The sequence below is a fragment of the Suilimivivens aceti genome (assembly GCF_025567405.1).
Taxonomy (GTDB): Bacteria; Bacillota; Clostridia; order Lachnospirales; family Lachnospiraceae; genus Suilimivivens; species Suilimivivens aceti.
In genome coordinates, this window is sequence record NZ_JAOQKJ010000003.1 from 216733 (window position 1) to 238716 (window position 21984).

General features: G+C 45.9%; 23 protein-coding genes. 4 read left to right on the top strand and 19 right to left on the bottom strand.

The window, feature by feature from the left end; genetic code table 11:
- Positions 1-81: 81 nt before the first annotated feature.
- Together OCV77_RS04555 and OCV77_RS04560 are read left to right on the top strand one after the other, a co-directional pair.
- Positions 82-615 (top strand): recombinase family protein, encoded by a 534-nt coding sequence (locus OCV77_RS04555; protein WP_262573701.1) that lies wholly within the window; start codon positions 82-84, stop codon positions 613-615.
- Positions 612-896 carry a DUF4368 domain-containing protein gene (locus OCV77_RS04560; protein WP_262573704.1) on the top strand — a complete coding sequence of 95 codons (285 nt, stop codon included), beginning with the start codon at positions 612-614 and terminating at the stop codon, positions 894-896. The genes OCV77_RS04555 and OCV77_RS04560 overlap by 4 nt, the downstream gene beginning before the upstream one ends.
- A 110-nt stretch (positions 897-1006) precedes the next feature.
- On the opposite strand, the gene OCV77_RS04565 is transcribed toward OCV77_RS04560, so the two are convergent.
- The 13 genes from OCV77_RS04565 to OCV77_RS04625 all read right to left on the bottom strand — a co-directional run bounded on the left by OCV77_RS04565 (position 1007) and on the right by OCV77_RS04625 (position 12909).
- Positions 1007-2350 carry a uracil-xanthine permease family protein gene (locus tag OCV77_RS04565; protein ID WP_262573706.1) on the bottom strand — a complete coding sequence of 448 codons (1344 nt, stop codon included), beginning with the start codon at positions 2348-2350 and terminating at the stop codon, positions 1007-1009.
- A gap of 150 nt (positions 2351-2500) precedes the next feature.
- The gene (locus OCV77_RS04570) at positions 2501-4297 is read right to left on the bottom strand and encodes an aminopeptidase P family protein (RefSeq protein WP_262573708.1); all 1797 of its coding nucleotides are present in this window, start codon (positions 4295-4297) and stop codon (positions 2501-2503) included.
- A gap of 19 nt (positions 4298-4316) precedes the next feature.
- Positions 4317-4673, bottom strand: coding sequence for a SpoVA/SpoVAEb family sporulation membrane protein (locus OCV77_RS04575; protein ID WP_262573874.1), 357 nt, complete (start codon positions 4671-4673; stop codon positions 4317-4319).
- Positions 4674-4758: 85 nt separating this feature from the next.
- Positions 4759-5646 carry a DMT family transporter gene (locus tag OCV77_RS04580; RefSeq protein ID WP_262573710.1) on the bottom strand — a complete coding sequence of 296 codons (888 nt, stop codon included), beginning with the start codon at positions 5644-5646 and terminating at the stop codon, positions 4759-4761.
- Positions 5643-6161, bottom strand: coding sequence for a shikimate kinase (locus OCV77_RS04585; RefSeq protein WP_262573712.1), 519 nt, complete (start codon positions 6159-6161; stop codon positions 5643-5645). Before OCV77_RS04585 ends, OCV77_RS04580 begins: the two co-directional genes overlap by 4 nt.
- A gap of 3 nt (positions 6162-6164) precedes the next feature.
- The gene (locus tag OCV77_RS04590; RefSeq protein ID WP_262573715.1) at positions 6165-6545 is read right to left on the bottom strand and encodes a RidA family protein; all 381 of its coding nucleotides are present in this window, start codon (positions 6543-6545) and stop codon (positions 6165-6167) included.
- A gap of 16 nt (positions 6546-6561) precedes the next feature.
- Positions 6562-6792 (bottom strand): hypothetical protein, encoded by a 231-nt coding sequence (locus OCV77_RS04595; RefSeq protein WP_262573717.1) that lies wholly within the window; start codon positions 6790-6792, stop codon positions 6562-6564.
- 63 nt (positions 6793-6855) lie between these two features.
- Entirely contained in the window at positions 6856-7350 is a 495-nt protein-coding gene (locus OCV77_RS04600) for a stage V sporulation protein AB (RefSeq protein ID WP_262573876.1), read from the bottom strand.
- Positions 7340-7969 carry a stage V sporulation protein AA gene (locus OCV77_RS04605; protein ID WP_262573719.1) on the bottom strand — a complete coding sequence of 210 codons (630 nt, stop codon included), beginning with the start codon at positions 7967-7969 and terminating at the stop codon, positions 7340-7342. The genes OCV77_RS04600 and OCV77_RS04605 overlap by 11 nt, the downstream gene beginning before the upstream one ends.
- Before the next feature lie 49 nt (positions 7970-8018).
- The gene (locus OCV77_RS04610; protein ID WP_262573723.1) at positions 8019-9104 is read right to left on the bottom strand and encodes an endonuclease/exonuclease/phosphatase family protein; all 1086 of its coding nucleotides are present in this window, start codon (positions 9102-9104) and stop codon (positions 8019-8021) included.
- 146 nt (positions 9105-9250) lie between these two features.
- A complete protein-coding gene (locus tag OCV77_RS04615) occupies positions 9251-10288 on the bottom strand; it encodes a stage V sporulation protein AD (RefSeq protein WP_262573726.1) in 1038 nt (345 codons plus the stop codon).
- A 93-nt stretch (positions 10289-10381) separates the two neighbouring features.
- Entirely contained in the window at positions 10382-11521 is a 1140-nt protein-coding gene (locus OCV77_RS04620) for a GDSL-type esterase/lipase family protein (RefSeq protein ID WP_262573728.1), read from the bottom strand.
- 11 nt (positions 11522-11532) lie between these two features.
- Positions 11533-12909 carry an MBOAT family O-acyltransferase gene (locus OCV77_RS04625; protein ID WP_262573731.1) on the bottom strand — a complete coding sequence of 459 codons (1377 nt, stop codon included), beginning with the start codon at positions 12907-12909 and terminating at the stop codon, positions 11533-11535.
- Positions 12910-13079: 170 nt separating this feature from the next.
- Here OCV77_RS04625 and OCV77_RS04630 point away from each other — a divergent pair, with 170 nt between their 5' ends.
- On the top strand, positions 13080-13544 hold the full coding sequence (locus tag OCV77_RS04630) for a SpoVA/SpoVAEb family sporulation membrane protein (RefSeq protein WP_118797491.1): 465 nt from the start codon (positions 13080-13082) through the stop codon (positions 13542-13544).
- On the opposite strand, the gene OCV77_RS04635 is transcribed toward OCV77_RS04630, so the two are convergent.
- Together OCV77_RS04635 and OCV77_RS04640 are read right to left on the bottom strand one after the other, a co-directional pair.
- Complete coding sequence (locus OCV77_RS04635) at positions 13526-14287, bottom strand: DUF6062 family protein (RefSeq protein ID WP_262573734.1); 762 nt, start codon at positions 14285-14287, stop codon at positions 13526-13528. The genes OCV77_RS04630 and OCV77_RS04635 overlap by 19 nt on opposite strands.
- A 1-nt stretch (position 14288) precedes the next feature.
- A complete protein-coding gene (locus tag OCV77_RS04640; protein WP_118797489.1) occupies positions 14289-14897 on the bottom strand; it encodes a TetR/AcrR family transcriptional regulator in 609 nt (202 codons plus the stop codon).
- A gap of 189 nt (positions 14898-15086) precedes the next feature.
- On the opposite strand from OCV77_RS04640, the gene OCV77_RS04645 reads away from it, so the two are divergent.
- Positions 15087-15521, top strand: a complete 435-nt coding sequence (locus OCV77_RS04645; protein ID WP_262573737.1) for a hypothetical protein — start codon at positions 15087-15089, stop codon at positions 15519-15521.
- Between the two features lie 83 nt (positions 15522-15604).
- On the opposite strand, the gene OCV77_RS04650 is transcribed toward OCV77_RS04645, so the two are convergent.
- The 4 genes from OCV77_RS04650 to OCV77_RS04665 form a co-directional block, all read right to left on the bottom strand.
- On the bottom strand, positions 15605-16450 hold the full coding sequence (locus OCV77_RS04650) for a DUF2225 domain-containing protein (RefSeq protein ID WP_262573740.1): 846 nt from the start codon (positions 16448-16450) through the stop codon (positions 15605-15607).
- 9 nt (positions 16451-16459) lie between these two features.
- The gene (locus tag OCV77_RS04655) at positions 16460-18169 is read right to left on the bottom strand and encodes a glutamine--tRNA ligase/YqeY domain fusion protein (RefSeq protein WP_262573878.1); all 1710 of its coding nucleotides are present in this window, start codon (positions 18167-18169) and stop codon (positions 16460-16462) included.
- Between the two features lie 98 nt (positions 18170-18267).
- Positions 18268-19257, bottom strand: coding sequence for a DHH family phosphoesterase (locus OCV77_RS04660; protein WP_262573743.1), 990 nt, complete (start codon positions 19255-19257; stop codon positions 18268-18270).
- The gene (locus OCV77_RS04665; protein WP_262573746.1) at positions 19254-21968 is read right to left on the bottom strand and encodes a sensor domain-containing phosphodiesterase; all 2715 of its coding nucleotides are present in this window, start codon (positions 21966-21968) and stop codon (positions 19254-19256) included. Before OCV77_RS04665 ends, OCV77_RS04660 begins: the two co-directional genes overlap by 4 nt.
- Between the last annotated feature and the right edge of the window lie 16 nt (positions 21969-21984).

Here is a 21984-nt window from a genome sequence, read left to right on the forward strand (position 1 = left end):
GAAAATCCTTCTACGGAGGCCCTGCTCCATCGCCAGAGAGTCATAGCCAATCAAAGTAAATAATAGACAAATATTGAGTCAATGAAACAGATGCAAAATGCCCCTGAACATTGGCAGATATTTGAGAATCATCACGAAGCTATTATCGACCAGGAAACCTTTGATATTGTACAGAGTATCCGTGAAGGACGCCGAAGGCTCACTCCTATGGGAGAAATGCCAGTTTTATCCAGAATGCTCTTTTGTGCAGATTGTGGAGCAAAGCTCTATCAGGTAAGGCATCGAGGATGGGAGCATGACAAGGAGCATTTTGTATGTGCCACATACCGTAAGATAAAAGGCGGATGTTCTTCCCATCAGATAAGAAATGTGGTCGTTGAGGAAGTCCTTTTGGATGAAATCAGACGCATTCCTGCTTATGCCAGAGAACATGAAGATGAGTTAGTGGAAATGGCAATGAGCAAATCTGCAACAGCATTAAATAAAAGCCAGCGTGAGGGCAAACGTGAACTGGAGCAGGCAACCACTCGTATCTCAAAGCTTGATACCATTATTCAAAAGCTCTATGAGGATAATATAGAGGGAAAATATCTGACGAGAGATTCTCTAAAATGAGTGTCAGCTACGAGAATGATCAGAAACAGCTTGAAGCACGTATTGCAGATCTTAAATCACAGCTTGCAACAGAAAAAGATATAGTTCTTAATACCAAACACTTTTTAGACCTGGTAAGACGATATACTGATATTCAGGAGCTTGACGCAGAGATTATCAGAGAGTTTGTAGAAAAGATTATCGTGTACAAGGCAGAACGTGTGGATAGTCATAGAGTTCAAAAAATCAAAATCATCTGGAATTGTATCGGCGAATTTCAAACATCGACATCCCATCAATAAAAACGGCATAGTCCAGTAATCGTAATCACTAAACTATGCCGATTTTCTTAAAGATATAAAATCCCTAATTTGTACCGCCTAAGGAAGGCTTTTTTGTCTGTATCCGCTTCTTATACCTCGAAGTTTACACCGGTATCAGAGGGCTCGTCGTCATCAAACGTGTAATCCTTACCCGGAAGGACTGCATTCAGAATGATACCTGTCAGTGCACCTACAGCAAGACCGGAAAGATTTACTGTGACTGCGCCGATGCTGAAGGAGATCGCTCCTGCTGCACTGAAGTTGATACCAATGGAAAGCACCAGGATCAGAGCAGCGATGATCACGTTACGGCTCTTCGCGAAATCCACCTGATTCTCAACTACGTTACGGACACCAACTGCAGAGATCATACCATAAAGTACCAGGGAAACACCGCCCAGTGTTGCTGTCGGCATACAGGAAATGACTGCCTCGATCTTCGGTGAGAAGGAGAAGAGAATGGCAAACACAGCAGCAATCCTGATCACTGCGGGATCGTAAACCTTTGTCAGGGAAAGTACACCGGTATTTTCACCATAGGTTGTATTGGCTGGTGCACCGAACAGGGAAGCCAGCATGGTTGCAAGACCATCTCCAAGAAGTGTTCTGTGAAGTCCGGGATCCTTGATATAATTTTTGCCTACGGTTGATGAGATCGCAGACATATCACCGATATGCTCTACCATGGTAGCCAGTGCGATCGGCATGATGGTAATAGCTGCTGTGATCAGCAGGGAAGTATCTCCACCCTTTAAAACAGAGAATACTGTGCTTTCATAGTGAATCGGGAAACCGATCCATGCTGCTTCCTTTACCGGTGTGAAATCCACATTTCCGGTTACGGCTGCGACTGCATAGGATACGACAACACCCATGATAATGGGAATGATCCTGATCATGCCCTTCCCCCAGATATTGCAGGCAATGACCACAACAATGGCAAGTACTGCAATCCACCAGTTAGCTGCACAGTTATTGATCGCTGACTGGGAGAGGTTCAGACCGATGGCAATGATAATAGGTCCGGTTACAATAGGTGGGAAGAATTTCATAACCTTGGAGGTTCCAAAGGCCTTGATCAGTGCTGCCAGGATCAGATACAGGACAGCGGAACAGGCAACACCAAAGCAGGCGTAAGGGAGAAGCTCCTTCTCTCCGTTAGGGGCAATCGCTGCATAGCCTGCGATAAAGGCAAAGGAGGATCCCAGGAATGCAGGTACCTTTCCTTTAGCTAAAAAATGGAACAACAGTGTACCGAGTCCTGCGAATAACAGTGTGGTGGAAACATCCAGACCTGTCAGTGCGGGAACGATAACTGTTGCTCCAAACATTGCGAACATATGCTGTACACCAAGAATCAGCATTTTGGGAACGCCAAGCTGCTTTGCATCGAAGATACCTGAATCTCCGACAGTTACATTTGCTTTACTCATCTCAATCTCCTCCGTATGTATTTACTGATTTCCCGGAGTATGAATCCCGTTCCCCGAAAAATCCTTTAGATACAACCTTATCAAAAAAAGAGATATCCGTCAAGCAAAGATCTGATTTCTTTCCTCCGGCGCTTCCATCCTCCGGCCGGGTCAGATTTCCCTTGTTGCCTTCTTCAGGAATTCCAGCTCTTCCCCTTCAAAATAAGGAGACAGCTTCTCATATACTGATTTATGGTATGCATTCAGTGTTTTCTTTTCACTTTCTTCCATAGCCGCAGGATCGATACCGTCAAGGTCAATGGGCACATAGGTCAGATCCTCAAAGTGCATGAATTGACCATATCCGTTCTGCTCACCCTTCCGGCAGAGCAGCTCATTTTCCGTACGGATGCCATGGCTTCCTTCTATATAAATACCGGGTTCATCTGTCGTCACCATTCCCTCTTCAAACTCCCAGTCATTATCACTGCCTGGAAGCTCCTTATACCGGAAGCTGTTTGGTCCTTCATGGACATTTAGAAGATAACCTACCCCGTGACCGGTTCCGTGCTTATAATCCAGTCCCTGCTGCCAGAAAACCTCCCTGGCTGCCAGATCCAGATTGGTTCCCCTGCAGCCCTTCAGAAACCGAAGGCTCTTCAGGCGCATGACCGCCCTTGCTACCAGCGTAAAGTGCTGTCGCATTTCCTCTGTGATCTCTCCCAGGATAAAAGTTCTTGTAATGTCTGTCGTTCCTTCATAATAATGACCGCCGCTGTCTACCATGAGCATGCCTTTCGCCTGAATCGTACTGCAGGCATCCTTCTTTGCGCTGTAATGAATGATCGCACCATTGTCTCCGTAAGCGCTGATAGTCTCAAAGCTTGGCTCTATAAAGGAAGGATTCTGTGCCCGCAGGCTTTTAAGATGCTCTGCCACACTGATCTCATCCATTGGGATCTTTCCGACGTTCTTCTTCAGCCAGTACATAAAACGGGTCACGGCAATGCCATCCATCAGATGTGCCTTCCTGAGATTTTCCTGCTCCGTTTCATTCTTGACGGCCTTCATCCTCGTGGTAGGATTTGGACTGTCGATCAGTCTCTTCTCCGGAAGCTCCTTTAACAGCCGGTAATTGATCCGGTTCTTGCACACGAGGATCTTCTCCTCTTTATTTTCCATCCCTCTTGCTGCCACAAAATCATAAAAGCTCTCATAAGGCTTTAGGATAATATGGTTCTTCGCAAGATATTCCCTGATCTCCTCTGAAAATGCCTTCTCCCCGGCAAACAGATAGCTTTCTGTTTCTGTGATCGCCGCATAGGAAAGGAGCACAGGGCAGCTTTCCACGTCATCCGCACGGAGGTTAAACAGCCATGCGATATCATCCAGCGTGGTCAGATAATGGATCTCTGCCCCCTTCTCCTTCATTTTTTCACGAAGTCTTGCAAGCTTGCCCTCGCAGGACTCTCCGCTATAGGCTTCAGAAAGCTGATATACAGGGGTAAAGGCGAGCTGCGTTCTTCCTTCCCATGCCATGCCGCAGAAATCTCTGTCATACACGACCCGTCCTTCTGCAGCCTCTGCCAGCTTTTCGTACGCTTCTCCCTCTCCGGCTGTGACCACTCTGCCGTCAAAGCCAAGCTTCTGCCCTTTTTTCAGGATTTCTTTTATATAGTCCTTCACCGCAGGCACACCGGGCTCACCCATTTTCATCAGTGTGATATCACTGCAAGAAAGCTCTCTGGCTGCCTGGATAAAATAGCGTCCATCCGTAAAAAGTGCTGCCTGATCCTCTGCTACCACCAGTGTCCCTGCCGATCCGGTAAAGCCACTGAAGTACTTTCTTGCCATAAAATACTCACTGACATACTCACTATTATGATAGTCTGAGGTGGGGATCACAAGACACTGCACGCCTTCCTGTTTCATCACTTCTCTAAGTTTTCCAAGCCTTTCCTTTATCATGTGTAGCTGCCTCCCTGTCTTATTTTTTCATTTTCGGTTTAAAAATGAGACTTGCCAGATATCCGAAGATCAATGCTGCACTGCAGCCTGCTGCTCCGGCCCGGAAGCCCCCTGTAAATAATCCCATGATCCCGTCCTCACCTATGGCTTCCTTTACTCCGTTCATCAGAACGTGTCCAAACCCAAGAAGCGGAACTGATGCCCCGGCACCGGCAAATTCCACAAAGGGATCATAAATGCCCAAAAAGGAAAGGACTGCTCCAAGACATACCAGCAGCACCATGATCCTTCCCGGCATCAGCTTTGTTTTTTCCATCAGGATCTGCACAAGGGCACAGATCCCTCCACCTATAAGAAATGCTTTGCTATATTCCATACCTGAAATCCTTTCTGTCCGTATCTCCATCCGGTACTTCCCGGACACATACCCGGAACACTTTCTGCTGGAATATAGCATATCCTTATTTTTTCTTTTTATCCGGCAGCTGTACCAGAATCACTGCCGCAAATACAAGTATGCATCCAGACAGCTCCTGCAGGCTCAGTGTCTGGTGCAGGAGCACGAAGCCTGCCAGAACGGAGAATACAGATTCCATGCTCAGGATCAGGGATGCCACTGTAGGATCCAGATCCTTCTGCCCTATGATCTGCAGCGTATATGCCACGCCACAGGATAAAATTCCCGCATAGGCAAGCGGTACGATGCCTGCTATAAAGTCAGACAGTACAGGATGTTCAAATAAAATGGCTCCGCTCCATCCGATCACACCCGCTACCAGAAACTGCAGACAGGAAAGCTCCACGCCATCCACCTTTTCTGCAAAATGGTCGATCACCAGAATATGTACGGTAAAGATCAGGGCACAGATAAATACAAGCAGATCTCCCCTTGAAAGCTTTAGTGTCTCTGTCATACAGAGCAGATACATGCCGACAGCTGCCAGAGCCGCCCCGATCCATACCTTTCCACTGGCCTTTTTCCCAAGGAAAATACTGGCGATCGGCACCAGAATAATATACAGTGTAGTGATAAATCCTGCCTTTCCTACTGTGGTATACATGATTCCAAACTGCTGGAACAGTGCCGCACTGCCAAGAGCAATACCACAGAGAATACCACCCCTCAGCGTAACCCCAAAGGGTGCGCCTTCCTTTCCTTCCTTTATGGCCTTCTGCCTTCTTATGGCTACAAGCGGTAACAATACCAGGGCGCCAAGGATAAATCTGGCTCCGTTAAAGCTGAAGGGACCCATGTAATCCATCCCGACGCTCTGTGCGACAAAGGCAACACCCCAGATAAATGCTGCCAGAAACAGAAACAGACTGCTTTTCAGTGAACCTTTTTTCATTGCTGCCATGACTCCTTCAAGTATTTTTCACTGATCTCCTCTACAATATCCCGGATATTCCTTCCATCACAGGTGATGGTGATATCCGCCCATTTTTCATAGAGCGGAACTCTTTCCCGGTAAAGGTCTTCCAGTGTATATCCTTCCTTCAGGACCACACCCCTTTTATGCAGATCCCCAAGACGTTCTGTCAGCTCCTTATAGGAAAGCTTCAGATACACCACGCATCCGATCTCTGACAGATGCTCCATGGCCTCTTCTCCGTATACCACGCTGCCTCCTGTAGCGATCACATGACCTGACAGAACAAGCGTGGCATTGATCTTATTTTCAATTTCAAGAAATCCCTCTTCTCCATATGCCTCGATCAGCTGATAGAGAAGCCTTCCTGTCTGTTCCTGAATCACCAGGTCAGAATCAGTAAAGGAATACCCGAGCTTCTTGGCAAGCACCACCCCAACGGTACTCTTGCCTGCTCCCGGCATCCCGATCAGAATCACATTTTTCTCCGTCATCACTTAATCTTCCAGGGCGGCGATCACTTCTACTTCGCAGAGCACGTTCTTCGGAAGCTGCTTTACGGCTACACAGCTTCTTGCCGGCTTCCCGGTAAAGTATTTCTCATATACACAGTTGAAGGCTGCAAAATCTGCCATATCCGCAAGGAAGCAGGTGGTCTTTACCACATGCTCATAATCCGTGCCTGCTGCCTTCAGTATCTCTCCTGCATTTTCGATGGCCTGCTTTGCCTGTGCAATGATATCCCCTGTCTCCAGCTCTCCTGTAGATGGAATGATCGGAATCTGACCGGATGCATATAACATACCGTTTGCAATAATTCCCTGGGAATAGGGTCCGATCGCTGCAGGTGCCTTATCTGTTGAAATCTTCTGTAACATGTTTTTCTCTCCTTCTCTACTCATCAAATTCTGCGGTGACGTAGTAGCCTCTTTCATTCTGGATGACAGCGCTGACACGTCCTTCTCTTGTCCTTAGTCTCTCACGGAAAGGAATATTGGGTGACATTGCAAGGGAAGGATCTATCGTATAATAGTAATTACTTGGCAGAACACCCTCTGTCACTGTGATCTGATCGCCTTCCTTCAAAAGTCCCGGACGCTCCATCTTGAATTCCATAGAACGCATCTCCACACCTCCTTTACATGTGCACATCCATTTTAATCAACTTTTCTGCTTTTTTCAATACTATTACATCCCGGACAGAAAGATCTGTCTGGAAAAATAAAACAGACTGCCAAGGAGCTTACCAAAAGCAGCTGCCGCTATGGCAATCCCAAGACCATGCCGGAACCCCATTCTCCTTGCAAAAATGGGAATGGAATCCAGCATCTCCGCAATGGCAAATGCCAGGCATCCGATAAAGCTCCCCGAAAAAAATCCGTAAAAGCATAGAAACACTGTTCCAGCCACTCTGACTACTGCTGCTGTAGCTTCCCCGAAGGGTTCCCTGGACAGCAGATAGCTTCCTGCCTGAAGGCAGTCCGGGAACACACTGGCAATGCACCCGAAAACCGTGCCAAGAATCACTGCCTCCTCCAGCGCAAATACTTTATCTGCCACATGCATCCTTCCAGCAAACCTGGGTATCAGCCCTACAGAAGAAAGCACGGTAAATACCCCTGCCGAGGAAAGCAGGCCAAAGGAAAACCCAAATATCCCCAGAAGGATCTGATCAGGAAGCATCAATGGTCTTGCCCTCCCTGTCTGCCGTTTCGATCAGTGCCTTATTGACATCTGTTTCATATACACGCATTTCCACCTCGATCGGCGTGGGATCCTTTGTCAGCCGTCTGCCCCCAATATGATTGAAGAATATGATGATCCCTACTGCGAGTCCAAGGGAATAGGCAATCTCCAGAATGGTATATCCCTGCGGCGTATATCCCATGACCTGTTCATATACCCTGGAAAAAAGCCTGTTGATGCTGATGTCATTGTGAAATGCCATAATAGTAAAGCCTGTTCCGAAGAAACTGATCAGCATGACAAAAATCAGTCTGACCGTCTGCGCCATGGTTTTGTGTCGGCCCGCATTGACCAGTTCGATCAATGTTGCATTTTCTCCTACGCTCTCCACTGTAACGGCCGGGCATTCCTTTTCGATCAGCTCGATCACACGTAGAATGCTGATCACCTGTCGTTTTCTTTTCTCCTCCTGAAACTGATAAATCTTAAGTGCCTTCACCTTGGAAGTGATGCTACTGTCAGAACAGTAAACGGAGGCAATGTCCTTTACACATACCTGTGCCTGCATTACCTCCACATTCTGTTCTGCTTTTAAATATAAAACCTTTGATGACATACCATTACCTTCCTTTTTCTGAAGACTAGTATGTCATTTTTCTCTTCTTTTATTCTGATTTCAGAAGCATAAACTGCATTAATACCGGATCATGGTCAGAAAGCTCATAACGCCAGTCCATATTGGTATAATAATTTACGCCAACATTGTCAGAAACAATAAATCCATCCAGGGTATAGGTCTGTGTCTGTCCTTCCTGATAAGGCTCTCCTGCATCCCTGCAGCTGTTATGCTCTATGTCTTCTGCCTTGGCAGAGTCAATGGCAAGCCTAAAGCCCTCCGGCAGTGATTCCCTCGGGAAGGGCTGTGCCCATTCATCCGTATTTTCTATAACAGTCTGTTTCATGTTATGGTTAAAATCACCGCCACAGATGATATAATTTCCTTCCTTATAGTCTGCTTTCATATCCTCGTAGAGCATGGCAAGCTGTCCGTCCCTGACGGAAGCATCTGCCCCGTATGCAGAAAGATGTACATTATAAAGACAGAGGCTCTTTCCGTTTTCCAGAGGGATCCTTGAAATGGAATAGCATCTGTCCAGATCCAGGAACCTGCTGAAGGACTGGGAAATAGGAAGGCTTCTTCTCATCGTATCTGTGATCTCGCTGCGCGAATAGGTCACGATTCCTGCCTGATTGGCACCATGAGGCTCCCACGGCGGGAAAAACAAAAATGGAGAATCATAATTCTCAGCAAAGGTGTAATAATAGCCTGTCACAAACTGATTCATCAGCTCCAGCTCATTCACATGATAGGATCTGGTTCCATCAATATCTACCTCCTGCATAAGCACGAAATCAGGATTAACTGTATTTACGATATCTCCCATTCCACAGATGCCGGCAGTCACGCTCTCCTCGTCCTTCGCCCAGGAGCTCCTGCCCCCGTCCATAAAGAAGCTGTAGTCATTCCGGTAAGCCCCAAAACCAATATTATAGGTCATGATCCAGTAATACTTTCCAACCTCTACCTGACGATCCTCCTCAAAGGCTGCCTGATTCCCTGTTCTGTTGACCTCAAGAGTCAGCTTGTCCGGCAGCCTGTGATAGGACACCATGACATAGACCAGATAAGCTGCCACGATCAGCAGAATCACCAGTATGATAATTCCGATTCTTTTTCCTGCTTTTTTCAATATATAAGTCCTCTTTCCGATACAGCTCGATTCGTATCTGAACTTATTGTATCATGAGTATTTCCCAATGTCCATTTTGACTGGTGCCTACACGTTTTATAATACCCTTTCCTGTTTTCTTCATTCCGTTTTCCCTTCCAGCACCCTTACGAGCATCTCTCCAGCACCAGTGCGTGGGCAATTCCCGGTATGCTTTTGCCTTCATTGAAGCTGGTCTTGCTTAAAAGCGCTCCTGTAGGGACAAAAAGCACCCTTTTCCATTCGCCCTCCTCCAGCTTCTTTAAGATCAGCGCTGACAGTACCACTGCACTGCAGCCACAGCCGCTTCCTCCTGCGTGGGCATCCTGCTTCTCATCATAGATCTCAATGCCGCAGTCCATATGCTTTCCGGATAGGTCAAAGCCTTTCTCAGCCAGCATATCCAGAAGCACCCGCTGGCCTACAAGGCCAAGATCACCTGTTATGATCTGGTCATAATCCTCCGGTGTTCTTCCAAAGTCTGCAAAATGCTGACAGATTAGGCTCGATGCTGCCGGTGCCATACATGCTCCCATATTCATGGAATCCTTCATCCCAAGATCCACGATCTTTCCTATCGTAAGCCCTGTGATCACTGCTCTGTCTTTTTTCCCCTTCAGGCTGCTCAAGATAAAGGCACCACTTCCCGTTACTGTCCAGGTGGCTGACAGGGGTCTCTGATTTCCATATCCAAGCGGGTAACGGAACTCCTTTTCTGCACTGGCAAAATGACTGGATGTCACACTGGCCACATACTGTGCCATTCCGCCAACAATCAGGGCCGCAGCCATGGCCAGGGAAAGTCCACAGGTGGAACAGGCTCCATACAAGCCGATCAGCGGGATCTGGAAGGATGCAAGGCCAAAGCTGCTTGCCATGGACTGTGCCAAAAGATCCCCGGCAAGCAGGAAACGGATATCCTCACCACTGAGCCCTGCCTTCCCTATGGCAAGCTGCAGTGTCTCCTTCTGCAGAGTGCTTTCTGCTTCTTCCCATGTATTACTGCCAAATTTATCATCTACTCCAACCATATCAAACAGATCGCCAAGGGGTCCATCTCCCTCCTTGCTCCCTGCTATACTGGCACTTGCCCTGATATAAACCGGCACAGGAATTTTAATGCTCTGCCTTCCCTGTTCAAAAAATGCACCTTTCCAGCTGTCCATAAAAAACCTCCAGATCAAATTACTTTTCTAGTAGTTTTTCTGATCTGGAGGTTTTTATACACGGAAATACAAATCCTGCAGTTCCGGTACCTTCTATCCGCTGATTCCCTTCGTCATCAGGAAATCCTTCCAAAGGTCATTGTACATACCAAGCAGATGGATCTGATCATGGGTATATTCCGCATTCAGATTTCCTTCCTCATCACAGACCGCCTCATTCATATCAATATAAAAGATATGATAATTATCTGCCAGCGTGGCAATGGCATGATTTCTTCCTGTTATATTGCTGTTATTGAAGACTTTATCCTCTGTATCCTTCTTTTTACTCACCTTCATAATGCCCTGAATGATGATCCTGGCATCCGGATCCCACTCATGCAGCGTGTCCACGACCTCCGTATACTTTGCCATGAAATCCTCTGTGGTTCCTCTTCCAAGCTCATTGATACCAACCATGATATAGATCTTTCCATACTGCTTTTTCTTGAGAACCTCTTCTACTGTTCCCATGTCCTTGAAATTCTCATCCAGTACCTTATAGATCGTCAGCGATGTCTTACAGAGAAAATCCGCATGCTCCGACAGATCTGTATAATCATGGAGCCCGACCGTTCTGGAATCACCGATAAACAGGGCATCATCAAAGTAGCTCTCATCTACCGCCACAAAAGGATATTCTGCAGCCTTCTGCACTCCTGCATCTCCATAAATATCGGCTGAGATATGGCTTAAATACTCTTCCTCCGTACTGCCTCTTAAAGGCTCCGGTCTGTTCTCACCGTAAGGTGGCTCCTCCTGTGGCATACCACCGGCAGCATCATCTTCCTTTTCCTGTGCAGCGTTATTTCCACTGACAGTACTATTTCCTGCTGCGGAATCACTGCCAGAAGCTGTGTCGTTTCCTTCACCTGTATCTTTTGCACTGTCAGAGGTGTCATCGGTGTTTTGACCGCTTTCAGATGCTTGGCCTTCGTTTTGTCCATTCTGGTTATCCTCTGTCGGATTGGCAGCACTGCCCTCTGTCTCAACCGCCTGCCCGTCTGTAAATAACTGCCAGGGATAAATGTCCTCATTCATGGCAGTAAACAGAATCGACAGAAGCGGTCCCTTTTCCGGATGATACTGCTGATCCCGGTATATGTTATTTTTCCCGATCGCTGCCAGTATGGTAAATAAAATACCCGACAACAAAAGCAAAAAGAAAAACGGACTTTCCTTCAAATGTTTCATCCCTGCTCACCTTAAAACTGAAAATATAAAAATGGATTTTCTCCACTGCTTGCCATAAAATAAACCGAATACCAGAAGATCAGCAGAAGTCCTGCGATCACGAACGGATTCTTTCTGTGCTTTTCCAGGAAATCAAAAACACCCGGAATACAGAGCAGTCCACCTGCCAGGAAAAGCTTTCCATAGGTTCCTGCATATTTCAGGAAATCTCCAGTATTCACTGCAATGCCTGTGCCGCCAAATACCGGGAAAAGCCTGCCAAAATAAATCAGAAGCTGGTGCAGATCTGTGATCGCAAAAATCACCCACGTCAACGGGATCAGAAACAGAACATACAGATTCCGGAGCACCGGAAGCTTTTTCAGCCTTTCCCCATAAAACAGCTTTTCCAGCATGATAAACAGACCAAGCACAGCGCCCCACAGCAGGTAATTCAGCCCGTTTCCATGCCACAGTCCCGTGATCAGCCATACGATCATAAGATTCAGGATCAACCTATTCTTCCTGCATCTGCTTCCTCCAAGCGGAATATACACATAATCCCTGAAAAACCTCCCAAGTGTCATATGCCATCTCCGGTAAAACTCTCCTATACTGCCTGATGCATAAGGATGATGAAAGTTTTCAATAAAATCAAAGCCCAGACATACCAGTATACCGGATGCCATCAGGGAATAACCCCAGAAGTCAAAATATAACTGTAGGGAATAGCCTGCTGCCCCAAGCCATGCCAGCGGCGTTGAAATACTCTGATAGCCGATCATCTGCAGATCATTCCACAGAATCGCCAGCCGGTCTGCCAGCAGTACCTTCATGCCAAGTCCCGCTGCAAAATACTTCATGCCGTCCTCAAGCTGTGAAAGACAGTAAATTCTGTTCTGCGGCTCAGTTCCTTCATTATAGCGCATGATCGGACCAGAGATCACCTGGGGAAACAGGGAAAAATACACAGCAACTGACAGGAATGATGTCTTTTCGAAAATCTCCCCTCTGTAATAATCTACCTGAAAGGAGATCATCTTAAACAGGTAAAAGCTGAGTCCAAGAGGAAACAGGCTGCTGTCCACGAAAACCGCAAGCATCTTGAAAACAAGAAGCACTGTGACATCCAGACTGATAATGAACGCAAGCTTTTTTTTCCTCTCTGTCCTTTGCCAGCTATGCATTTTATAGCCTTCGGAAAGCTTATGGATCTGCTGTCCCATAAAGTAATTACAAAGAGTCAGCAAAAGAAGCAGAAGAACATATTTCAGATCCCCTGATGCATAGAAAAGATAACTGCCAAGAAGCAGAACTACATCCTTATATTTTATGGGGATCAGATGATATATCAGTAAAAAAACAGGAAAAAAATAGAATATAAATTCCATCCCCGCAAAATTGACCATACCAGTTAACCTTCATTTCTCATTTGTTTCTATCATTGTAGCATCTGCCCTGTTAATCTACAAGGCACATTCTTTTCCAGAATCTTAAGTTAAGCTAAATATTCCTTTACATATTTTTTACAAAAATGCACATACTGAAATACAAATGAATATTATGGAGATCAATCGCTATGGAAGAAAAGAAGTCAGAAGAACAGCTCTCACTGGAAAAGGATTATGCCAGTTATGTAAAAAAGGTTACCCCCTGTCACAATTTAATTTTACAGATGCTGAAGGCATTTCTGACCGGCGGGCTCATCTGTACCCTGGGGCAGCTGCTCCTTGATTACGCAAAAAATACCCTGCAAATGGAAAAGGACATGGCCGGGAGCTTCTGCTCCATCAGTCTTGTCCTTGTCAGTGCCCTTTTAACGGGCTTTGGCCTGTATGCCCCTCTTGTAAAATTTGGAGGTGCCGGCGCCCTTGTACCTATCACCGGGTTTGCCAATTCCGTTGCTGCCCCTGCCATTGAATATCAGAAGGAAGGGCAGGTCTTTGGTATCGGCTGCAAGATCTTTACGATTGCCGGTCCCGTCATTCTCTACGGTATTTTCACAAGCTTTATCCTTGGGATCCTTTATTTATTCATCTTATAAACGGGATCCCCGGGGTATCCGCCCTTCAGCTTCTGCATGCCGCGCTGTACAGCATCCCTGGAATTCTTCCAGTCGGCATCCTTATTCCGGTAATCAAATTTCTCTACCAGCCAGTTGACATCCTCCTGAAGCCTTTCCATATTGCGCTCCATCAGAGCAAACATATCGTCATAAAATTCTTTTTTCTCCTTATCAGAAAGCCTGGTTTCCCCGGCTTCGCAGAGATCCCCGAAATGGTGCAGGCAGAACCCCTTGCCTTCCTTTATCTTCTTACGGAATTCCTCATCCCTCTTATACATATAGAAAAAGGTATCCATATATCTGTCATAGGTATCTGCAAACCGGTTACAGATATAGCAGGAGCCTTCTATCTGCTTCACCCAGGCGCTGATGCTGTTTTCCTCCTCCGGCGTTTTCCTGAATCTGCTGGCAAAGGAACTCTTTCCCGGTGTAAAGTGCTTAAACTGCTCCTTCATATCCCGGTTGATTTTCATATAATGCGTTTTCAGTATCCAGGCATTTCCAAGAGTGTTGCCATAATCAAACATCTTTTTGAAATGTGCCCGGCAAAAGCCTGCCTTATCCGTTTCTCCCCTTACGTCACTTTCCATATAAGAGGATCCACTGCCCAGCACAAAGTCCATCAGATCCTGCTCTACCTCTCTTTCAATATAGCAGAAAGGACATTCATCATTGGCATTGACAGCATCATTGAGTGGTATCGTATACAAAGTTTCTTTCATTCTATGCCTCCCTGACACAAAGCCTTTCTAAAAGCAGCAGATACCCCAGTGCATCCTCCATGTAACGCTCCGGCTGGAAGGAGCCCTCAAAAAAGGCTTCTGCCATCAGCCCGTCCAGTGTAAGCTGCACCATCTTCTTCAGCTGATCCATGCTGATCCCATCCCGCAGGGACGTATTCTCTGTCCTTTCAAGTAGTCTGTCATACTGTTTCCCAAGGTATACCCGCTTCTCCCTGGTAGCTTCAAGTGCCTCACTGTTCTGCTCTCTGCCGCTTTCACTTAAGAACCGGATCAGGTAAGGATAGGTGCGCATGACCTGCAGCTCACAGTTTTTGATCTGTCTAGTCAATTTAAAAAAATCAGTTTCTTCCTTATCCACACCGGTATTCAGCTCCAGCAGAAGATACTTCACACTGTAATCATATACAAACGTATACAATCCGATCTTGCTGATAAAGTAGTGAAAGAGCAGTCCCTTGCTGATGCCTGCCTCCTTTACGATCTCATCTGTACTGGCATGCTCATACCCGTTCCCCGCAAACACCTTCAATGCAGCATTGATCATACGATCCTGTTTCTCTTTTTTGAGATCAAAAAATTTATCGTTCATATAACCCCCGTTCTCCCCATTGACCTTTCTAGTCGAAATTAAATATATCATATTTTCATGCGCTTCGCAATTCCTGTTGTCTATAAAACTTCGGTTTTTTCCTGTTTTTTGCTTATATTCTCTTTTCAATCCTGCAAAATAGTATTAGAATGTTGTTATTCTATAAGTGATCTTGAAAGGAGTTTTTCGATGTCTAAGAGTTTTGGTAAATTTTTACTTTGCAGCGCTTTAGTTGCCGGTGCCGCCTATGGTGCTTATTCCTATCTCCAGAAGAAGGATATCATTACCCATCCTGAAGCCGGTGATGATACTGATGATGATTTTGACGATTTCAGCGAAGACCTGGACGAGGATCTCACTTCTTCTAAGGAGCGTTCCTATGTTTCCTTAAATCTTGATAAGGCAGAGGCTCTTGCCACAGAGGCTTTCCATAAGGCCAAGGAAGTGATCACCGACTCCGTCCAGCAGGTAAAGGACACCGTGAAATCCGTTGCTGATAATCAGAGTGCCCATACTTCCTTTACCGATCTTTCCGAGATTGCTAAGGAGGCTGTCAAAGAGACTTCTGAATCAGCTGAAGATACTGTAGAAGAATTCTTTGATGATGAAGATCCTGCGCAGTAATCCGGCATGAAATTTCCCTGATCATCTCCTAAATAATAAAATAAGACCGCATATCATTTACTGGTATGCGGTCTCTTTTATCGTTATTTCTTACCCATCTGCTGAAGCAGCTCATCCTTTACTTCTCTTGCCTTATCCTTGATCCTGTTGTTTACTGTTGGCGTATTCAGGATATTATAGATGAGTCTGGATGAAATATCATATTTTTCAAATTCCATGGCAAGCACAGCGATCAGATACTCCAGTGTCACCTCGTCCATACCGCAGATCGGATAGCTTTCTGTCTGCCTGGCGTTGATCAGTCCATCCAGGGCATTCTTCAGGAAATCCTTTTCCTGCTCCTTGATCTCCTGTATTTTCTTATTGTAATCCTCTACTGCAGGATCCAGATTTTCACCCATGCTGCGAAGGAGCCATCCTGCCTTCAGACAGATATATGCCTTCTCACTGACCTTGCCGTGCTTTACGATCGTATTGGCAAGGCATAGCTTATAACGGTACAGTGCCTCCTCATAAGTATAGGTTTCCTTTTCCTCCTCTACCGGATGGAAATTTGCAGAAATATTTTCTTTGATCGCTTTGATCTGTCCTGCTGTCAGTCCTCCAAAGAATCTGGTAAGCGCTGCATAGCCACAGTGCGGACAGATCACCACATCATATTTCAATGGCTCCATCTGATCATAAAGCGGCCGAAGATCCCTGTCTGTTCCGAGAGAACGTAATTTTCCGGAACGGACTGTTTTTGCTTTAAAGCCCTGATAGCAGACCGGACATTCATAGCTCTTATCAAACAGGAATGTTTCTTCCTTCACCTCTGGTTTTTCCTCTGCCTGCTTTTCTGCCTCTTTATCCTCAGTCTGCTCATATACTTCCATATTTTCAAGACCTCCAAGTCCAATCTCGGAAAGTCCACTTAATAATCCAGCCATATTTTCCTCCTACGCCTTAGGTAATACATATGAGCTCTTCAGAGATACGATCCTGTTAAATACCGGTGCGCCCTCCACAGAGTCTTTGGAATCCACACAGAAATATCCCTGTCTGACAAACTGGAAGCTGTCATAGGGCTTTCCGTCTTTCAAAGCCGGCTCTAAATAACATTCCTTCAGCACGGTCAGGGAATTGGGATTCAGGTTCAGGCTTCCATCCTCATTGTATACACCCTTTTCCTCATCTATAATATTTTCATAAAGTCTTACTTCTGCCTTCACTGCTTCCTTTGCAGGAACCCAGTGAATGGTTCCCTTTACCTTACGGCCGGTAAAGCCGCTTCCGCACTTCGTCTCCGGATCGTAGGTGCAGTGTACTTCTATGATCCTGCCATTTTCATCCTTGATGCAGCCGGTACAGGTTACAAAGTAGGCATTCATCAGACGAACCTCATTGCCTGGAAACATACGGAAGTACTTTCTCGGAGGCTCTTCCATAAAGTCCTCTCTCTCTATATACAGCTCCCTGCCAAAGGGTACCTGTCTTGTTCCCATAGCCTCATTCTCAAGATTATTAGCTACAGTGAGCATCTCTGTCTGATTCTCCGGATAGTTATCAATGATCAGTCTGACAGGATCAAGAACCGCCATCATTCTCGGTCTCTTCAGCTTCAGATCCTCTCTGATACAGTACTCCAGCATGGCATAATCTGCAGATGAATTACTCTTGGAGATACCACAGAGATCCACGAACATCTTGATGGACTCAGGTGTAAAGCCTCTTCTTCTCAGGGCTGCGATAGATACAAGGCGGGGATCATCCCATCCGTCTACAATGCCATCCTCAACCAGCTTCTTGATATATCTCTTACCAGTTACCACATTGGTCAGATACATTTTGGCAAACTCGATCTGTTTGGGTGGATGAGGATACTCCAGTTCTCTTACGACCCAGTCATACAGTGGTCTGTGATCCTCAAACTCCAGCGTACAGATGGAGTGGGTGATTCCTTCAATGGCATCCTCAATGGGGTGCGCAAAGTCGTACATCGGGTAAATACACCATGCATCTCCCGTATGCTGATGGGACAGATGCGCCACACGGTAAATGATAGGATCTCTCATATTGATATTGGGAGATGCCATATCGATCTTTGCACGGAGCGTTCTTTCTCCATCGGCAAAGCCGCCGTTCTTCATCTTTTCAAACAATTCCAGATTTTCTTCTACGCTGCGGTCTCTGCTGGGATCATTCTTACCGGGCTCTGTCAGAGTACCACGATACTCTCTCATCTCTTCTGCAGAAAGCTCGGAAACATAAGCCTTTCCCTTTTTGATCAGCTTCACAGCACCTTCATACATCTGTTCAAAATAATCCGATGCAAAGAACAGCCTGTCTTCCCAGTCAGCTCCAAGCCATTTGATATCTGCCAGAATGGAATCTACAAATTCTGCCTTCTCCTTCGTAGGGTTGGTATCATCAAAACGCATATTGAACTTGCCGCCATACTCTTTTGCAAGTCCATAATTTAAAAGGATGCTCTTGGCATGTCCGATATGAAGATATCCATTGGGTTCCGGTGGAAATCTGGTGTGCACAGTATCATAGACACCCTCTGCCAGATCCTTATCAATAATCTGCTCAATAAAATTTCTGGAAACAGTTTTTTCTGCTTCTCCTTCGGTGGTCACATTTTCTTTCAGTTCTTTTTCGCTCATTCCTGTCCGATACCATAAGCCGCAGACCGGCTCTGGCTTTACCTCCTGCATTTTCCGTTACTCTTATCCCACATCATAGCACATTATTTTTTAATATGCTATTCCTTTCCGTGAGTTTTCTCCAGTTTCTCAAAATAATCTTCCAGCTTCTGATTAAAATAATTCTCTGTAAATTCCATATCAAGGATCCTGAAAATACTGGTTCTTTTCATTCTGCCGGCTGCCTTCAGAAGATGACCGCCACCGCTCCCGTCCTCTCCGGCCAAAAGCGCTGCCAGCTCATCTGCATGAACCTCTTCAATACAGCTCCTGAGGGAAAAGATGATATCCTCCTCCAGCACCGCAAATACCACACAGATGTGGATCTCTTCCACCTGTATCATGAAATCACTGATCATTCCAAGAATATTCGGATCACAGGGTGCTGACCTTACGATCGCATAATGAAAATCTTCATTATATATGTGATGAAGCAGTGCCCTTCCGGCGATCTCCAGCTCCCGGAGGGACAGATTGGAATTTTTAAAAAGAGTGATCAGTCCCTTATCATAGGAAAGTGCATCCCGCATTTCTGTATCTTCCGATGCTGCAATGTCGGAAAACATGTTGGTGTCGCAAAGTAGTCCATAATAAAGAGCTGTCTTCAGCTTATCCCTGCCTTCAAAGGAATACCCCTCTGCCTTCATCATCTGCCACACCAGTGTAGAACAGCTTCCAAGACCGGACTGGATCTCTGTCAGTGGGATTCCTGTGATCTCTACCTGATGATGATCGATCACCGCCACATTTTCCGCTGACAGGTGTGTCACATTTCCTGCGCCGTACTGACAGTCAGTTGTGATCAGCAATCCCTTTACCGGTACATCCTGATCCTTCAGGTATACGACAGGTATATCAAGCTTATCGATCATCAGGAGCAGATTGGGCTTCTGGATCTGATTTACCCCACTATAAACCAGCCTGACATCCTTTCCCTTGTCTTTAAAATAACAATACAAGCCAAATCCTGATGCCAAAGCGTCAGCATCAGGATTGTCATGACATTGTATCGTAATTGGATCGAACTGTTCCAGCTGTTTCAGATTCATTTTTTCTTTGTTCCCTTCTGATTTTTCGGAAGGTCAGGTGCATATTTCTTTTCGAAATCCTCTCTTTTTAAGGGCTTATCAAAATAGTACCCCTGGATCAGTCCTACATTCATTTTGGATACGATATAGAACTGGCCTTCTGTTTCCACTCCCTCGACACAGAGGTTTACACCGATCACCTGTGCCAGTTCAGCGATCATACGGACAAAGGACTTTGCATATACGTCCATTTCCAGATTTCTGATAAAGCTCTGATCCACTTTGATCACATCAAGCGGAAGCTCTCTGATATGGTTCAGGGAAGAATAACCTGTACCAAAATCATCCAATGCGATCCTTACCCCAAGCTCCTTGATCCTTCCAAGAATTCCCTTCATTCTGTCAATATCATTGATGGCAAGGCTCTCTGTTACCTCCAGCGTCAGATTACAGGGACTTATCCCACTGTCATGAATAGCACTTTCTACAATTTCAACAATATCACTCTGCAAAAGCTGGATGACAGACAGATTGACATTCACCTTATAATCCGGGTAACCGTTCTGATTCCAGTAGCTGCAGATCTTGCAGGCTTCCCTGAGGATATGGTTCCCGATCGGATTGATCAGTCCCAGATACTCTGCAAGCGGAATAAACTCTGCCGGTGAAATAAAGCCAAGCTCCGTACTGTTCCACCGGATCAGTGCCTCTGCACCTGTACACTTCGGCTTCTCACCCCTGATATCCATGATCGGCTGGAAAAAGATCTCAAACTCCTGATTGCCCTTGGCTGTCGCCTCACGCATATTCTTTTCCATATCCAGTCTTCTTCCTGACAGACTGCCAATCTCCAATGTGTAATTGGAAACTCTGTTCTTACCTGCCTTCTTGGACTCATACATGGCGATATCTGCCTTTTTGATGAGTTCATGGACGACCTCTCCATTGTCAGGGAACTCTACTACACCCATACTCATAGTGCAGTAGTAATCCGAATCCTTTAAAAACCAGGGTTTCATAAAGATGTCTTTGATTTCCTGGATGATCCTGTTAAGCTCCTGATAATGCTCAGGTGCCACAATAATGACAAATTCATCACCGCCCATACGGTAGCAGGTATTCTCAATTCCTTTGATCCTCTGAAAATTATGTGCGATCGCCTTTAGCAGTACATCACCATACTGATGTCCCAGTCCGTCATTGATATGCTTGAAATCATCCAGGTCAAGATAAAGGAGCGCACCCTTTTTCTTCTTTTTACCGGCTTCATCCACATATCTTGCCAGATCCCTTTCACAGCACATTCTGTTGGAAAGTCCTGTCAGAAAATCGGTATGAGCCTGCTGTTCCAATTTCTTCTGATATACCTTTTTCTCAGTCTCATCGTACAGGGCAACCAGCATTACATTTCTTCCATCTACCCAGCACATTTTTGTATAATAAACCTCAAACCACTTGCCGGGATCCTCAAGGAACAGTTCCCCGATTCCTTTCTCCGCCACAATCGTCTTTTCAAGCAGCTTGTTGATATTTCCGTTTTTCAGTTCTTCACCGAAAATGCCACGCATATTCCGGTTGGTGAACAGGCTATTCCCCGTTTCAAAATCCCTGACATAAACAGCGCCGCCCACATTATCAAGAATAGTTTCCAGACAGGCATAGGAGCCTGCCAGTGAATTCTTCTGGATCCTTCTTGTAAGGATACTCTGCAGGATCTTCATGGCATCCGCCAGGAACTTGATCTCTTCCTTCTGCCAGATCCTGTCCTCCCTTTTCTCCGTGAAAACGCCATACATATCGACCTTTCCAAGGATCATAATGGGAATTACCACAAGTGCATGGATCCCAAATGTTTCCAGCTCTTCTCTTTCTTCCTTCTTAAGTCCCGAACTGTCAGATAAAATAAAAGCCTTATCATCATCCTTGATAAAGAAGGGCTTTTTCTGAGCTGCATCTGCCTCCAGTCCCCAGACCTCCTTCTGGTTACACCAGTGGGACAGGATATCGATCTCATCCCTCTGCTTTGTCCTTCTGCACAGAGCTGCTGTGCTTAAATCCAGAAAGCTTCCTACTGTCCGCAGGATCCGGAGCATTAATTTCTCAATTGCATCATCATTTTCCAGAAGCTGGATGATCTCTGCCAGTGCTTCTGTACGTTTCAGGTTGGCTTCCAGTGCCTTGGCCGAATACTGGCTTCTCCGGCTCTCTGCTTCTGCATTCAGCGTATGTGCTGCACTGCTGACCAGATCCCTCGAAAACTCGCTGACGGCATCGATCACGCGGTTAAATGCCCTCGCTGTGATCATGGATTCAAAGCCGAGCAGTCCTGGCCTGTCATTCTCTTCTTCCTCAAAGTCATCAGAAAGCACACCAAAGATCACCCAGTTAAGAACAGGTCTTCCAAACGCCCTGGCAGTGATCACTGCCATGCGCAGGTTGGAATACCCTGTCTCTTCAATTGCCTGATCCTCAAGTGTGCTTTCACATACTCTCGTAAGCATATTCTGCAGCTGTTCCTGATCAATGGCCTTCATCAGCCTTGCTGCTTCATCAGGATTGCCGGAAAGGGCTGTGAGAGGAGTTCCATCGCAGTCTACAAAGCATGCAAATACATTTACTGACTGGCACAAAAGCTTCTGCCATTTCTCCAGATTTTTCTTCTCCTTGAAGTTCTGTATCATGTATTCACTATCTGTACTGTACTTTCTTTTGTCAAACTCAACTGTCGACATGATGTTATCCTCTTTT

Coding starts and splice junctions, on each gene's coding strand:
- OCV77_RS04555 (WP_262573701.1), top strand. CDS start 82: ATGAAACAGATGCAAAATGCCCCTGAACATTGGCAGATATTTGAGAAT.
- OCV77_RS04560 (WP_262573704.1), top strand. CDS start 612: ATGAGTGTCAGCTACGAGAATGATCAGAAACAGCTTGAAGCACGTATT.
- OCV77_RS04565 (WP_262573706.1), bottom strand. CDS start 2,350: ATGAGTAAAGCAAATGTAACTGTCGGAGATTCAGGTATCTTCGATGCA.
- OCV77_RS04570 (WP_262573708.1), bottom strand. CDS start 4,297: ATGATAAAGGAAAGGCTTGGAAAACTTAGAGAAGTGATGAAACAGGAA.
- OCV77_RS04575 (WP_262573874.1), bottom strand. CDS start 4,673: ATGGAATATAGCAAAGCATTTCTTATAGGTGGAGGGATCTGTGCCCTT.
- OCV77_RS04580 (WP_262573710.1), bottom strand. CDS start 5,646: ATGAAAAAAGGTTCACTGAAAAGCAGTCTGTTTCTGTTTCTGGCAGCA.
- OCV77_RS04585 (WP_262573712.1), bottom strand. CDS start 6,161: ATGACGGAGAAAAATGTGATTCTGATCGGGATGCCGGGAGCAGGCAAG.
- OCV77_RS04590 (WP_262573715.1), bottom strand. CDS start 6,545: ATGTTACAGAAGATTTCAACAGATAAGGCACCTGCAGCGATCGGACCC.
- OCV77_RS04595 (WP_262573717.1), bottom strand. CDS start 6,792: ATGCGTTCTATGGAATTCAAGATGGAGCGTCCGGGACTTTTGAAGGAA.
- OCV77_RS04600 (WP_262573876.1), bottom strand. CDS start 7,350: ATGCTTCCTGATCAGATCCTTCTGGGGATATTTGGGTTTTCCTTTGGC.
- OCV77_RS04605 (WP_262573719.1), bottom strand. CDS start 7,969: ATGTCATCAAAGGTTTTATATTTAAAAGCAGAACAGAATGTGGAGGTA.
- OCV77_RS04615 (WP_262573726.1), bottom strand. CDS start 10,288: ATGGACAGCTGGAAAGGTGCATTTTTTGAACAGGGAAGGCAGAGCATT.
- OCV77_RS04620 (WP_262573728.1), bottom strand. CDS start 11,521: ATGAAACATTTGAAGGAAAGTCCGTTTTTCTTTTTGCTTTTGTTGTCG.
- OCV77_RS04625 (WP_262573731.1), bottom strand. CDS start 12,909: ATGGTCAATTTTGCGGGGATGGAATTTATATTCTATTTTTTTCCTGTT.
- OCV77_RS04630 (WP_118797491.1), top strand. CDS start 13,080: ATGGAAGAAAAGAAGTCAGAAGAACAGCTCTCACTGGAAAAGGATTAT.
- OCV77_RS04635 (WP_262573734.1), bottom strand. CDS start 14,287: ATGAAAGAAACTTTGTATACGATACCACTCAATGATGCTGTCAATGCC.
- OCV77_RS04640 (WP_118797489.1), bottom strand. CDS start 14,897: ATGAACGATAAATTTTTTGATCTCAAAAAAGAGAAACAGGATCGTATG.
- OCV77_RS04645 (WP_262573737.1), top strand. CDS start 15,087: ATGTCTAAGAGTTTTGGTAAATTTTTACTTTGCAGCGCTTTAGTTGCC.
- OCV77_RS04650 (WP_262573740.1), bottom strand. CDS start 16,450: ATGGCTGGATTATTAAGTGGACTTTCCGAGATTGGACTTGGAGGTCTT.
- OCV77_RS04655 (WP_262573878.1), bottom strand. CDS start 18,169: ATGAGCGAAAAAGAACTGAAAGAAAATGTGACCACCGAAGGAGAAGCA.
- OCV77_RS04660 (WP_262573743.1), bottom strand. CDS start 19,257: ATGAATCTGAAACAGCTGGAACAGTTCGATCCAATTACGATACAATGT.
- OCV77_RS04665 (WP_262573746.1), bottom strand. CDS start 21,968: ATGTCGACAGTTGAGTTTGACAAAAGAAAGTACAGTACAGATAGTGAA.